Origin of the sequence: Aeromonas sp. MR7 (genome assembly GCF_963899385.1) — a bacterium.
Taxonomy (GTDB): domain Bacteria; phylum Pseudomonadota; class Gammaproteobacteria; order Enterobacterales; family Aeromonadaceae; genus Aeromonas; species Aeromonas bestiarum.
This window is the reverse complement of sequence record NZ_CAWQXH010000011.1, coordinates 421332-434373: the sequence shown is the minus strand read 5'-3', so window position 1 is coordinate 434373 and position 13042 is coordinate 421332. Positions and strand designations below refer to the sequence as shown.

Here is a 13042-nt window from a genome sequence, read left to right as displayed (position 1 = left end):
TAAAGAGTTCAGGCTGTCGAATCTTGCCACCCCCGGCACCACGCGAAAGAGGTAACAGGACAACATGGGTTTGTATAAATCGCTGATTTATTCAAGCTTCATGCTGACCATCGACGGGGAATGAGACTAAAGTGAAGGCCCTGCTTAAGGAAATGATTTATTAGTATTCCATTATGCACAGAATGAATTTACGAGGCGTAGACCTCAACCTGCTGGTGGTGCTCAAGGCGCTGCTGGAGGAACGCAACACCACCAAGGCCGCCGAGCGACTCGCCATGAGCCAGCCGGCCGTCAGTCGTGCCCTGGCTCGCCTGCGGCTGCTCTATGACGATCCCTTGCTGATCCGCACGCCCCAAGGCATGGAACCCACCGCCAGGGCACAGGCGCTGCTGCTGCCACTGCGGGAGATACTGCACGACATAGAGCAGACCTTCAGCCAGCCGGAGCAGCTAGATCCGGGCAAGTTCGAGGGCGTCCTGCGCATCGGTGCCCACACCTATGTGGAGTACGTGATGATGCCGAGCCTGCTGGCGCGCCTGCAGCAGCAGGCGCCCAACCTGCGCATCCACATGGTGCCCCTCAATGCGGACTACGAGCGTCAGCTCGACGAGGGGGTGATCAGCATGGTGATCAGCAAGCAGGACGAGGTGCCCGGCCGTTTTCGTCGCATCCCGCTGTTTGAAGACAAGCTGATCTGCACCGCCCACCGCAGCCACCCGTTCCAGGGCCAGGTGCTGTGCATCGAATCCTTCGCCAAGGCCCAGCACCTGCTGGTCGCCCCCCGTGGCAGCGAAGGGGGCATAGTCGACGACTTGCTGGCCGCCCACGGCATGACCCGGCATACCCCCTTGATAGTGCAAAGCTTTCTGGCTGCGCCCTTCATCCTGCCCTACGCGCCCCTGCTGCTGACCTCCCCCGCCAGGGTGTTGCGACCGCTGATGCCGCTGCTGGATCTGGTGGAGTACGAGACTCGCTTCGCCCTGCCGACCTTTGAAGTCAGCCTGATCCGCCATCGCCGCGATGACAACCACGCCATGCTCAACTGGTTCGAGTCTGAGCTGCACCTCTGGTGCCAATCCCAGCGCGAGCTTTGATCCCGCCGGCGCCCCAGGCGCCGGGCTCTTTTCTCCCCCACCCCTTCCTGTTGCCCGTTCGCCTTTGGAAAATCACCCAAGGTGCGGCTCCGCCGTTGCCATGGGATAGTCACAATGCCAGAATCGGGCCTTTGCTTGATGTCGCGTTCAGATCTCAAGTTGCCGATTTCACATTTCAGATCCAAGGGCCCGCGCCCGCAGACAAGGACTCCCCATGGCCACCACCCTCTATGGCATCAAAAACTGCGACACCATCAAGAAAGCCCGCAAGTGGCTGGATGAGGCCGGCATCGACTACCGTTTTCACGACCATCGCGCCGATGGGCTGGATCCCGCCGCGCTGGACAGCTGGCTGGCAAAGCTTGGCTGGGAAGCCTTGCTCAACAGCCGTGGCACCACCTTCCGAGCCCTGCCGGATGAGGCCAAACAGGGGCTGGACACCGCAAAGGCCCGCGCCCTGCTGCTGGAACACCCGGCCATGATCAAGCGCCCCTTGCTCGAGCGGGACGGCGAACTGACCCTGGGTTTTAAAGCCGATCACTACCAATCCCTCTTCTCTCGTTAAACTTTTCTGTTAAGGAACGCCGATGTCGGATGTCATCGCACTGGCCAAGGATCTGATCCGCCGCCCCTCAGTCACCCCGCTCGATGAAGGGTGCCAGACCCTGATGGCGGAGCGCCTCGCACGCCTGGGTTTCCTCATCGAACCCATGGTGTTTGAAGACACCACCAACCTCTGGGCCCGCCGTGGCAGCGAAGGCCCCCTGTTCTGCTTCGCCGGCCACACAGACGTGGTACCCGCCGGGCCGCTGGACAAATGGCACACGCCGCCGTTCGAGCCGACCATACAGGATGGCGTGCTCTACGGTCGCGGCGCCGCCGACATGAAGGGGTCGCTGGCATCCATGGTGGTGGCCACCGAGCGTTTCGTCGCGGCCAATCCGGACCACAAGGGATCCATCGCCTTTCTCATCACCTCGGATGAAGAGGGACCCTTCATCAACGGCACCACCCGGGTGATAGATACCCTGGAGGCGCGCCACGAGAAGATTACCTGGTGCATCGTCGGCGAGCCCTCCTCCACCGCCGTGGTGGGAGACGTGGTGAAGAACGGCCGACGCGGCTCCATCACCGGCGATCTGCTGGTGCGCGGGGTACAGGGCCACGTCGCCTATCCCCATCTGGCGGACAACCCCATCCACAAGGCGGCACCGGCGCTGACCGAGCTGGCGGCGACGGTATGGGATCAGGGCAACGCCTACTTCCCGCCCACCAGCTTCCAGATTGCCAACATTCAGGGGGGCACTGGCGCCTCCAACGTCATTCCCGGCGAGCTGCAGGTTCAGTTCAACTTCCGTTTCAGCACCCAACTGACCGACATGGATATTCGCGAGCGGGTCGAGGCGCTGCTGGACAGACATGGGCTGGATTACCAGCTCGACTGGACCCTCTCCGGCCAGCCCTTCCTGACCGACACCGGCGATCTGCTCGATGCCGCCGTCGCGGCCATCGAACAGGTCAATGGCCAGCAACCGGCCCTGCTCACTACCGGCGGCACCTCCGACGGGCGCTTTATCGCCCCCACCGGCGCCGAGGTGATCGAGCTGGGCCCGGTCAACGCCACCATCCACAAGGTGAACGAGTGCGTGAAGGCCGGGGATCTGGATCTGCTGGCGGACATGTACCAGGGCATACTGGATCGGTTGCTGGCATGACGCTGCTTCAGCGCGGGGTTGCGGGTATTTCGCTCAACAACACACAGGATTCGGGATGGGCATGACACAGGATCAACTGCTGGGGCGAGACGAGCACCACCTCATCCTGGTGGGGCGTGGGCCCCATCGTCTGACCGCCGCCACAGCGGCGGCCTTCAACGACATGCAGGTGGCCGCCGCCCATGAGGGGCACAACCTGCAGGCGGCCTCCAGCTGGCGCGGGTTCGACCGTCAGCTCGCCATCTGGAATGGCAAGTGGCGTGGCGAGCGGCCCCTGCTGGATGCCAACAACCAGCCGCTGGATGCCCTGCAACTGAGCGACACTGAGCGGCTGCACGCCATCCTGCGCTGGAGCGCCCTGCCCGGCACCAGTCGTCATCACTGGGGCACGGATCTGGACATCTATGATCCCGACTGCCTGCCTGCAGGCACCAAGCTGGCGCTGGAGCCCTGGGAGTATGAGGAGGGCGGCTGGTTTGCCGATCTGGGCGACTGGCTTGAGGATCACATGAACGACTTCGGCTTCTTCCTGCCTTATGCCAAACCGGCGGGGGCCGAGAGCGGCGTCGCCTACGAACCCTGGCATATCAGCTTCGCGCTGGAGTCCCGTGAACAGCGGCTGGATCCGGATGCGCTGGCGCTTTGCCTGCAACAGGCGGATATTGAAGGCAAGTCGACCATACTGGCCCAGCTTGACGAGATCCTGGCCCGTTATGTCACCCTCTGTCCCGACCCGAGGAGTCACTCATGAAGACGGGGCATATTGCAGGAAAATTGACCATGCTGACCCGGCTCGACGAGCTCCTGGTCAGTTATGACGTCACCCTCTGTCTCGATGAAAGGAAAAGCTCATGAGTCTGTGGTTATGGATAGGCCTGCCGCTGTTGTTCCTGCTCGGCCTGTTTCTCAATGCCATCAAGGACATGAAACAGCTTGAGAAACAGCTGCCCAACTACAAGGACAAGATCCGGGAAGTCAAGGACGACGAGGACGACTGACCGCCCTCCCAGCCCGCCAGGGGCGCCCCTGCTGCTTGTGGGGAGCATGGCCGGCAGGCCGCCCTCAGGCTGTGTCGATTGTGTGAACCGATTCACATTAAGCGGCCCTTTTCTTCACTTGCCCCCCGCTGTTTTCGGCGTAAATGCTCCCGCTACCCGCGCACCGAAAATGTAAAAAACTGCAAATTAATGCACAATTAAGCCACACGGCGCCCAACAAACTGCATATAATGTGCCTGATTTGCATTTTGACAGAAGGAGTTCGCCATTGGATGCCGTCACCATCAACAGTTTCTTTTTAATCGCGGCCTTGTTGGTGGGAGCCAGTGTCCTGTTGAGCGCGCTCTCCTCTCGTCTCGGCATCCCCATTCTGGTGATCTTCCTCGCCGTCGGCATGCTGGCCGGGGAAGATGGCCCGGGCGGCATTCACTTCGCTGACTACTCGGTCGCCTATCTGGTGGGCAACCTGGCGCTCGCCATCATATTGCTCGATGGCGGCATGCGCACCCGGGTCTCCTCGTTTCGGGTGGCGCTCTGGCCGGCACTCTCGCTGGCGACCGTGGGGGTGGCCATCACCACGGGCCTGACCGGCCTCATCGCCGCCTGGCTGTTCGATCTCAGCCTGATGCAGGGCATGCTGATCGGCGCCATCGTCGGCTCCACCGACGCCGCGGCCGTCTTCTCCCTGCTCGGTGGGCGCAGCCTGAACGAGCGGGTCAGCGCCACTCTGGAGATAGAGTCGGGCAGCAACGACCCTATGGCGGTGTTTCTCACCGTGACCCTGATTGAGATCCTCGCCACCCAGCAGCAAGGGCTGGACTGGGGCTTCCTGCTGTTGCAGCTCGGCAAGCAGTTTGGCTTGGGCGCCGGCATAGGTCTTGGCGGCGGCTGGCTGCTGTGGCGCCTCATCAACAGTGCCAGGCTGGCCCCCGGCCTCTATCCGCTGCTCACCGTCAGCGGCGGCCTGCTGATCTTCGCCCTCACGACAGCCGTAGGGGGCAGCGGCATCCTCGCCATCTATCTCACCGGCCTCCTGCTCGGCAACCTCTCCCTGCGCAGCCGCAGCACCACCTTGTCGGTGCTGGATGGCCTGACCTGGCTCAGCCAGATCGGCATGTTCCTGGTGCTGGGACTGCTGGCCACCCCGAGCAACCTGCTGCCCATCGCCCTGCCGGCGCTGGCGCTGGCCATGTGGATGATACTGTTCGCCCGCCCCGTCTCGGTCTGGATTGGCCTGCTGCCGTTCAAGAACTTCGCCCCCCGCGAGCGCTGGTTCATCTCCTGGGTCGGCCTGCGCGGCGCCGTGCCCATCATACTGGCAGTCTTCCCCATGATGGCGGGGCTGCCCAACGCCCAGCTCTACTTCAATGTGGCCTTCTTCGTGGTGCTGGTCTCCCTCATATTGCAGGGCAGCTCGCTGCCGCTGGCCTCAAAGCTGGCGCGGGTGGAAGTGCCGGCACCGCCGTCGCCCATCAACCGTTCCGGGCTAGAGATAGATCTCGACAGCCAGTGGGAGACCTTCGTCTATCGCCTCAGCGCCGAGAAGTGGTGCATCGGCTCGCCCCTGCGGGATCTGCGCATGCCCAGGGGGACCCGCATCTGCGCCCTGTTCCGGGATCAGGAGCTGCTGCACCCCTCGGGCAGTACCTGCCTGCAGTCCGATGACATCCTCTGCGTCATCGGCCACGAACGGGATCTGCCCGCCCTCGGCCAGCTGTTCAGCCAGGCTCCTGAGCAGGATCTGGGCCCCCGCTTCTTTGGCGACTTCCTGCTGGAAGCCGCCGCCAATCTGGTGGATCTGGCCCCGCTCTACGGGCTGGATGTGAGCGAGATGGCGGATCAGACACTTGGCCATTTTATTGCCAACCAGTTGGGCGATAATCTGGTGGTCGGCGACCACTTTGAATGGCAGGGCCTGATCTGGACCGTGGCCGAAATGGAAGAGGGTGAACCCCGCAAGATAGGGGTGCGCTTTCAGGAAGAAGACCCGGTCTGACGCCGCTCGTCCGACCCGTCCTCAGCGAGAAGGGAGTTATCTATGCCTTACCAAACCCTGTTGTCTGGCCTGCAACCCCCTTCGCCCCAGCTGGGATTGATAGAGGGATTCTTCGGCAAGGGCTGGAGCTGGGAAGCCCGCGCCCGCTACGCCCAGTGGCTGCCACGCCACGGTTATGGCTTCTATATCTATGCCCCGAAAGAAGACGGCTATCTGCGCAAGCACTGGACCCAGCCCTGGCCTGCGGCCCAGCTCGAGGCCCTGCGCCAGCTGGCCCGTCAGTGCCGTGAAAACGGCCTCGCCTTCGGCATAGGCCTGAGCCCCATGGGCGCCCATCACGACTATGCCCGCAAGCGCCCGGCTCTGCTGGAGAAGGTGCGGCTCATCGACGAGGCACTCCAGCCCGATATACTGGCGGTGCTGTTTGACGACATGAAGGGGGATACCCCGGATCTCGCCCACTGGCAGCTCACCATGGCCCACGACATAGCGGCCCACACCCGCGCCAGCCGCTTGCTGTTCTGTCCCAGCTACTACTCGACGGATCCCGTGCTGGAGAAGGTGTTCGGCGCCATGCCGCCCCACTATCTGACCGATCTGGGCCAGGGGCTGGATCGGCGCATCGACATCTTCTGGACCGGCCCCAAAGTCTGCTCCGGCGAGTACCCGGCCCCGCACCTCAGGCAAGTCGCCGACTGGCTGCACCGCAAGCCCTTCCTGTGGGACAACTACCCGGTCAACGACGGCAGCAAGGCCAGCAGCTTCCTGCACCTGCGCGCCTTCGAGAACCGCCCCGCCGAGCTGGCAGAACTGGTGGCGGGCCACGCGGTCAACCCCATGAAACAGGCTGCACTCTCCGTGTTGCCGCTGGCCACCCTGCCCATGAGCTACAAGCTCGGCAAGCAGTACGATCCGGACAAGGCGCTGCACGCCTCCCTCAACGCCACCTGCGGCCCGCAGATCTCCGCCATGATCCAGGCCGACCTGCCGCTGTTTCAGGACATAGGGCTGGCCCAGCTCACCCCGGAGCAGATCATCCACCTCAAGACCCGTTACCTGCCGTTCCAGGATCAGGCCTGCGTGCACGAAATCATGCGCTGGCTGGCCGGTGAATATGTGTTCGATCCAGATTGCCTGACTGACTGACGCGGCCCCCGGGGCCTTGAGGAGATTGCATGGACGCATCCCTGATTTACCAGAACCTGGCGGTGCTCGCCGCCTTCCTGCTGATCTACAGCCTGATCGCGGGCCGATTCGAATCAAAGCTGGTCAACGGCCCGCTGCTGTTTCTGCTGATGGGCTGGCTGCTGGGATCCGGTGGACTGGGTCTGCTCTCCCTCTCCATCAACAGCGACGGCATCAAGCTGCTGGCGGAGCTGACCCTGGTCATAGTGCTGTTCAGCGATGCGGCCAACACCAACTGGCAGGTGCTGGCGGCCCACCGCGCCCTGCCCATGCGGCTGCTGCTCATCGGCCTGCCGCTGACCCTGATCGGCGGCACCCTGTTCGGCCTCTGGCTCTACCCCGACTTGCCGCTGCTGGAGATGGCCATCCTCTCCACCATACTCGCCCCCACAGATGCGGCGCTCGGCAAGGCGGTGGTCAGCAACCCGGCCGTGCCCGCCCCCATCCGGGAAGGGCTCAACCAGGAGAGCGGCCTCAACGACGGCATCTGCGTGCCCGTGCTCTTGCTGCTGCTCGCCCTCATAGCCCCCACAGAACAACACGCCGGCACCGGCATGCTGGCGGTCACCTTGCTGCTGGAAGAGATAGGCATAGGCCTGCTGGTGGCCCTGGTGCTCGCCAGCCTCACCATCCGTCTGATCAAGACCTCCTACCTCAATGGCTGGCAGTTGCCACTCTGGCGTCAGCTCACCATGCCGGGGCTGGCCCTGCTCTGTTTCGCGCTGGCCCAGACCCTGGGGGGCAGCGGCTTCATCGCCGCCTTCGTGGGCGGCCTCTTGATCGGCCGCCGGCTGGGGGAGCACAAGCACGCCTACATGGACAGCTGCGAGGGGTATGGAGATCTGCTCTCAGTGGTGATCTGGATGGTGTTCGGCGCCACCCTGATGCCCATGCTGCCGGAGCTGCTGCACTGGCAATACTGGCTCTATGCCGCCGCCAGCCTCACCCTGCTGCGCATGCTGCCGGTCTGGCTGAGCCTGCTGGGCACGGGCCTCAAACCTGAGCTCAAGCTCTTTATCGGCTGGTTCGGACCCAGGGGGCTGGCCAGCATAGTGTTCGCCGTCATGGTGCTGCAGCACGAGCCCGCCCTGCTGGGACAAAAGCCCATCATAGCCACTGTGCTCTGCACCATCATCCTCAGCGTCATACTGCACGGCATCAGCGCCAACCCCTGGGTCAGGCGCTTCAAAACCGCATAACTTCCCGGACCCGGCACCACGGCGAGACGGGCGCCACAAGTCCGAGCTGCGAACAAGGGCGGCAGGGGGGAACAGGGTGCAGGGTGCAGGGTGCAGCAGAATACGGTGGCTCGCTTCAATCCCCCTCCCCCACAACATAAAAACCCCCGGCACTGGCCGGGGGTTTTTATGTTGTGGTCACAGCAGGAAGAGAGCCGGCTCACCAAGCCTGTATGTTTACACCCGTCATTGCCAACAGGTTAAAACGCCGCCCTCATGCCCGGCCCTATCACGACTGGCCATTGTCATCCGTGGCCCGGTAAACCAGGATGCCCGGCTTGTTCTTCACATATTCAAGAAATGGCGAATCCACCACCTTCATATTCGTCGAGACAGACGAGGCATTGCGCAGAACGGGGCCATTCTCACCGCGAATGAAAATGCCGGTATGGGTCACATCCAGACCGGCAATATTGGTATAGATGCCGATATAATCGCCATCCTCCAGCAGACTCAAGGTATCTTCATCCACGCGATCACCCGGAATATAGCTGATGTCGCGGTTCTTCACTCCCAGCCCGGGAATATAGTGGCCACCATCACCTTTCTGATTCAATATTTTGGGGGCCGTCACGACATAATTTCCCACCAGATGGGTCACGTCGCTGACCTTATTGCCACCATGTACCCAGTCAGAGAAAAAGTGCTTTCTAGTCAGATAGTTGACTTCACCATTTACGTAACGAGTGTACATGACGTTCTCAATGAAATTATGCACACTCGTTGAGTGCCGCAGTGACTCAACGTAATCCAGATAGGTGAAGCAATCCAGCTCACCAAAATCCACCACCAGTTTCTCTTGTGTATCACTCGATCCCACCAGCCGATTGGCAACATAGGGATTCTCCAGAAACAGGCGGGAGAAATCCTTTATTGACTGGCCTGGGGTGCCGCCCTGATGCTGAGCAAACATGTCAACGAGTTGCTGTTCCTCTATATTGTAAAAATCCAGGTTCTTTCCATTGTCGGCCGCTGCCACACCCGAAAAAGTGAGTAACGCGGCGCCTATTAACATCATCATCCATTACCATCCTTGACCAAAAAATATAAAACTTGGATTGCCCGGATCATCATCACATGTAAAGCACATGCATCTAATGCCATTCGAGACTGATGAAATAGTCGCCGATTGAAAACAAAAAAAATGTAAGCAAATGTACCCGCTCCCCACCTGACAGGGCCCTTGCCCACCAAATAAAGCAGCCCCGGCACTGCCGGGGCTGTTTCATTTTCGTCTCGGGTGATGTCTGCGGCTCGGTCTCTACAAGAGGGGCCTCATATCAACCCAGTGCCAGCCAGACACCGACACCAAACATCAGGGAGCCGGCGATCCGGTTCATCAGGGTGACGTTGCCGCTCTTGGCGAGGAAGTGGCGCAGGGTGCGGCCACCGCTGGCATAGAGCAGCAGGCAGGAGAACTCTATGACCAGGATCAGCGCCACCAGGGCGCTGATCTGGGGGGCCATCGGCTTGGCCGCGTTGATGAAGGGGGGCAGCAGGGAGACCATGAAGGCCCAGCCCTTGGGGTTGGCGATGGCGGTGACGAAACCCTGCATGGCCAGCCCCAGGGGGCGCGTCTCCTGCCCGGCCGAGAGATCCGCCGGTATGGCCATCTTGCCTTTGGCCTGCCACATCTGGATGCCGAGCCAGATGAGGTAGGCGCCACCCACGTATTTGAAGGCGGAGAAGAGCGCCGGGTAGTTGAGCATGACGGCCGCCACCCCGATCACCGACAGCACTGAGACCAGCCCCACCCCGATGAGCTCCCCCCACATCATGTGCAGGGTGCGGCGCACCCCCAGGCTCATGCCGAGGGTCATCGCCAGGGTCATGCACATGCCGGGGGTGACGGAGACAAAGAAAAACGTGGGAATAAACAGCGCCAGAATAGCGGGATCAATCCAGTCGGACACGCGACACCTCCATGGTAACAAGCTTGTGATCTTGCCTATCACACTCTTTTCACACAAGAAAAACCTTTTCGTTCAGCACGATTTCAGCCATAAAAACCCTGTGACAACCTTTGTCGCGTCTGTGTAAGATGCCGCCTCACTCCTCTTTTGGGTTAGGACCTTTCATGTCATTGAATAACCTGTCTATCCGTTTTCAAGTTCTCATACCGCTTCTGCTCGCCAGCCTGTTGATGATCCTCATGGCCGGGATCAGCAAGCAGGAGATAGACGGCGCCATTGCGGACATGAACCAGACCACAGCCAGCGTGACCCGCCACAAGGACGACATAGCCACCCTGATCCACGCCACCTACCGGATGCGTACCAACGCCATCTATGGCCTCTACGATCAGCAGCGCTTCGCCCAGTTGCCGAGCGTTCTGACGGCGGCCGAGCAGGAGATAGGGGCCATACTGGCTCGCCTGGCGATCGCCGGCGCCGAGCAGGACAACAGCCAGGTGGCCGCCGCCCTGCAGGCCTATCTCGGCCACACCCGCAACAACATGCTACCGCTGCTGGCCCAGAAATATCAGGGGGCTGGCGATCCCGCCGCCTACGAGCAGTCCAGGCTGCGCTTTCGCGAGCTGGGTGAACAGCTGATCAAGCAGATAGATACCATGTCGGCCCACGTCAACCAGCTGATCCAGGCCGAAATCGCCGAGGAGGAGGCGCACTACCACGCCACCCTGCTGCGTACCCTGCTGTTGATGAGCACTACCCTGATCGCGGCCCTGCTCGGCGGCTGGTGGTTGTCCGGCCGGATAGTGCGCCCCATAGGCCAGCTGCAGGAGGTGATGCGCGCCGTCGCCCAGGGCCGTTTCAACGTTCGGGCCGCCGCCGAGGGCGACAACGAGCTGAGCCAGCTGGCCAGGGACATCAACCAGACCCTGACCCAGCTGGGCAGCACACTGCATACCCTGACCGGCATCAGCGGCAACGTGGCCTCCGCCGCCACCGAGCTGGCCGCCGTCATGACCCAGTCAGAGGCCAATGCCCAGCAGCAGCGCAGCGAAACCGAACAGGTGGCCTCCGCCGTGACCGAGCTGGCCAGCACGGCCGACAACGTCAACCACAACGCGGCCCTGGCCGACGAACTGGCGCGGGATGCCAACGACAGGGTCGAGCAGGGCTTGGCGCTTTTTGCCGAGAGCATCCAGGCCAACAGCCGCATGGCGGGCAGTCTGGAGAGCGCCGCCGCCGTGGTGGCACGGCTCAAGTCCCAGTCCGAGCAGATCGGCAAGGTGATCGAGGTCATTCAGAGCATCTCGGAGCAGACCAATCTGCTGGCGCTGAATGCCGCCATCGAGGCCGCCCGCGCCGGTGAAACCGGCCGTGGCTTTGCGGTGGTGGCCGACGAGGTACGCCTGCTGGCGGCCCGTACCCAGGACTCCACCAAGGAGATCCAGGCCATCATAGAGCAGTTGCAGAGCCAGTCCCTGTCAGCCAACAGCGGCATGCAGGAGACCCTCTCCATACTGGCGCACAACCAGCAGCTCTCCGGCGAGGTACAGGCGCTGCTCGGCGGCATCACGGAGGCGGTCAACCAGATCAACGGCGCCAATGCCCAGGTCGCCACCGCCGCCGAGGAGCAGTCCTGCGTCACCGCCGACATCAACCGCAACATCACCAACATCCACGAGATAGTGAACCAGAGTGCGGCCGGCATCAGCCAGAGCGCCGCCGCCAGTCACGAACTGTCACAGCTCGCCGAACAGCAGCGCAAGCAGCTGGCCCAGTTCCAGTTGTAATGGCTGCGCTATCACGTCAAACGAAGGCTCCGCTCGCGGGGCCTTAGTGTTAATGGCGCTGCCGACTTGTTATTGTTTTAAACGGTCTTTTTTATGAGGTGGCTTCATTAGGGGCTGGGCTACCCCACCAAATGTGAGTATGGTAGAGGCACGTCACTCCCCCTCACATGAGATCACCATGAAGCTGAAATTCAAGAAACCGGCCTTCATCGGCCTGGGCCTCATCGCCCTCGTCTCCGCCATCTGGCTCGACTTCTATCTGCCGGAACACACCATAGCCACCATCACGGGCGTCGAGGTGAAACGCACCGACAAGGATGGCCCCATCAGCCAGAAAAACCCGGCCGACGGTCCCACCACTGACGTCTACTACATCTATACCGAGCGGCCCGGCGAGAAGATCCGCGTGTTTCGCAACGAGGACACAGAGTGGGGCTGGCCCTTCTACTTCAAGTTCAATGCCGCCGACGTGCAGGCCAAGGCCAAGTCCATGGAGTTCGAGAAGCGTCTGGCCATCATCACCTCCTACGGCTGGCGCGTGAACATGTTCTCCATGTTCCCCAACGTCACCAAGATCGAGAGCACTCAGCCTGACGCCTCCACCTGGAGCTTCTTCCGCTGGTTCTGGTTCGGCCTCTGGGCACTGGTGATGGGCAAGGCTGCGCTGGCGACCTGGCGCTACTTCGACCGGCTTGAGGACGAGATATGACAGAGCCGAGCAAGACTCGCACCAGCTTCTACCGACGACTCTACGTGGCCTGGCTGATAAGTCAGGGCACAGACACAATCCCGGCCATCATGGCCGCCACCGGCATGCCCAGACGCACGGCCCAGGACACGCTAAGTGCCCTGGCGGAGCTGGACATCAGCTGCGGCTTCGAGCAGACCGAGGGGGCGCGTCACCTGCAGGGGCACTATCGCATCGGCGACTGGGGGCCCATCAATCCTGCCTGGATCAAGGCGCAACTGCCCATGATCAAGCAAACCCTGGGTTATCCATAAGCGCCATGACTCGGCGACTGGGGGATGCCCGTGATCAAGCAGACGCCGGGTTATCCCGGATCCCGACGAGGGGACGATGAACAGGGGCCAGCCGATGAGGCTGGCCCCTGCTTT

Annotated in this window: 13 protein-coding genes; 11 read left to right on the top strand and 2 right to left on the bottom strand. The window is 61.9% G+C overall.

The window, feature by feature from the left end:
* Nucleotides 1-182: 182 nt before the first annotated feature.
* The 8 genes from AACW87_RS07000 (at nucleotide 183) to AACW87_RS06965 (ending at nucleotide 8187) form a co-directional block, all read left to right on the top strand.
* On the top strand, nucleotides 183-1094 hold the full coding sequence (locus tag AACW87_RS07000) for a LysR family transcriptional regulator (RefSeq protein ID WP_043140966.1): 912 nt from the start codon (nucleotides 183-185) through the stop codon (nucleotides 1092-1094).
* Between the two features lie 214 nt (nucleotides 1095-1308).
* Entirely contained in the window at nucleotides 1309-1659 is a 351-nt protein-coding gene (locus AACW87_RS06995) for an ArsC family reductase (protein ID WP_043140968.1), read from the top strand.
* 22 nt (nucleotides 1660-1681) lie between these two features.
* Nucleotides 1682-2809: a succinyl-diaminopimelate desuccinylase gene (gene dapE / locus AACW87_RS06990; protein WP_241324570.1), complete on the top strand. Its 1128-nt coding sequence runs from the start codon at nucleotides 1682-1684 to the stop codon at nucleotides 2807-2809.
* Nucleotides 2810-2870: 61 nt separating this feature from the next.
* A complete protein-coding gene (locus AACW87_RS06985) occupies nucleotides 2871-3560 on the top strand; it encodes a M15 family metallopeptidase (RefSeq protein WP_241324569.1) in 690 nt (229 codons plus the stop codon).
* A gap of 100 nt (nucleotides 3561-3660) precedes the next feature.
* On the top strand, nucleotides 3661-3807 hold the full coding sequence (locus AACW87_RS06980) for a hypothetical protein (protein WP_098984538.1): 147 nt from the start codon (nucleotides 3661-3663) through the stop codon (nucleotides 3805-3807).
* A 268-nt stretch (nucleotides 3808-4075) separates the two neighbouring features.
* On the top strand, nucleotides 4076-5803 hold the full coding sequence (locus AACW87_RS06975) for a potassium/proton antiporter (protein ID WP_103471962.1): 1728 nt from the start codon (nucleotides 4076-4078) through the stop codon (nucleotides 5801-5803).
* Between the two features lie 42 nt (nucleotides 5804-5845).
* Nucleotides 5846-6949 carry a beta-N-acetylglucosaminidase domain-containing protein gene (locus AACW87_RS06970; RefSeq protein ID WP_098984540.1) on the top strand — a complete coding sequence of 368 codons (1104 nt, stop codon included), beginning with the start codon at nucleotides 5846-5848 and terminating at the stop codon, nucleotides 6947-6949.
* Nucleotides 6950-6978: 29 nt separating this feature from the next.
* Nucleotides 6979-8187: a cation:proton antiporter gene (locus AACW87_RS06965; protein WP_241324568.1), complete on the top strand. Its 1209-nt coding sequence runs from the start codon at nucleotides 6979-6981 to the stop codon at nucleotides 8185-8187.
* Between the two features lie 268 nt (nucleotides 8188-8455).
* Here AACW87_RS06965 and AACW87_RS06960 read toward each other — a convergent pair whose 3' ends face one another.
* Nucleotides 8456-9247, bottom strand: a complete 792-nt coding sequence (locus AACW87_RS06960; protein ID WP_241324567.1) for a DUF1460 domain-containing protein — start codon at nucleotides 9245-9247, stop codon at nucleotides 8456-8458.
* A gap of 259 nt (nucleotides 9248-9506) precedes the next feature.
* The gene (locus AACW87_RS06955; protein WP_043557625.1) at nucleotides 9507-10139 is read right to left on the bottom strand and encodes a LysE family translocator; all 633 of its coding nucleotides are present in this window, start codon (nucleotides 10137-10139) and stop codon (nucleotides 9507-9509) included.
* A 164-nt stretch (nucleotides 10140-10303) separates the two neighbouring features.
* On the opposite strand from AACW87_RS06955, the gene AACW87_RS06950 reads away from it, so the two are divergent.
* The 3 genes from AACW87_RS06950 (at nucleotide 10304) to AACW87_RS06940 (ending at nucleotide 12928) form a co-directional block, all read left to right on the top strand.
* Complete coding sequence (locus tag AACW87_RS06950) at nucleotides 10304-11926, top strand: methyl-accepting chemotaxis protein (protein WP_043140983.1); 1623 nt, start codon at nucleotides 10304-10306, stop codon at nucleotides 11924-11926.
* Nucleotides 11927-12104: 178 nt separating this feature from the next.
* Nucleotides 12105-12635 (top strand): DUF1523 family protein, encoded by a 531-nt coding sequence (locus AACW87_RS06945; RefSeq protein ID WP_043140986.1) that lies wholly within the window; start codon nucleotides 12105-12107, stop codon nucleotides 12633-12635.
* Nucleotides 12632-12928, top strand: coding sequence for a winged helix-turn-helix domain-containing protein (locus AACW87_RS06940; RefSeq protein ID WP_103471968.1), 297 nt, complete (start codon nucleotides 12632-12634; stop codon nucleotides 12926-12928). The genes AACW87_RS06945 and AACW87_RS06940 overlap by 4 nt, the downstream gene beginning before the upstream one ends.
* Nucleotides 12929-13042 lie beyond the last annotated feature (114 nt).

Bases quoted from the DNA above. Each gene is read 5' to 3' on its own strand.
- AACW87_RS07000 (WP_043140966.1), top strand. From the start codon at position 183: ATGAATTTACGAGGCGTAGACCTCAACCTGCTGGTGGTGCTCAAGGCG.
- AACW87_RS06995 (WP_043140968.1), top strand. From the start codon at position 1,309: ATGGCCACCACCCTCTATGGCATCAAAAACTGCGACACCATCAAGAAA.
- dapE (WP_241324570.1), top strand. From the start codon at position 1,682: ATGTCGGATGTCATCGCACTGGCCAAGGATCTGATCCGCCGCCCCTCA.
- AACW87_RS06985 (WP_241324569.1), top strand. From the start codon at position 2,871: ATGACACAGGATCAACTGCTGGGGCGAGACGAGCACCACCTCATCCTG.
- AACW87_RS06980 (WP_098984538.1), top strand. From the start codon at position 3,661: ATGAGTCTGTGGTTATGGATAGGCCTGCCGCTGTTGTTCCTGCTCGGC.
- AACW87_RS06970 (WP_098984540.1), top strand. From the start codon at position 5,846: ATGCCTTACCAAACCCTGTTGTCTGGCCTGCAACCCCCTTCGCCCCAG.
- AACW87_RS06965 (WP_241324568.1), top strand. From the start codon at position 6,979: ATGGACGCATCCCTGATTTACCAGAACCTGGCGGTGCTCGCCGCCTTC.
- AACW87_RS06960 (WP_241324567.1), bottom strand. From the start codon at position 9,247: ATGATGATGTTAATAGGCGCCGCGTTACTCACTTTTTCGGGTGTGGCA.
- AACW87_RS06950 (WP_043140983.1), top strand. From the start codon at position 10,304: ATGTCATTGAATAACCTGTCTATCCGTTTTCAAGTTCTCATACCGCTT.
- AACW87_RS06945 (WP_043140986.1), top strand. From the start codon at position 12,105: ATGAAGCTGAAATTCAAGAAACCGGCCTTCATCGGCCTGGGCCTCATC.
- AACW87_RS06940 (WP_103471968.1), top strand. From the start codon at position 12,632: ATGACAGAGCCGAGCAAGACTCGCACCAGCTTCTACCGACGACTCTAC.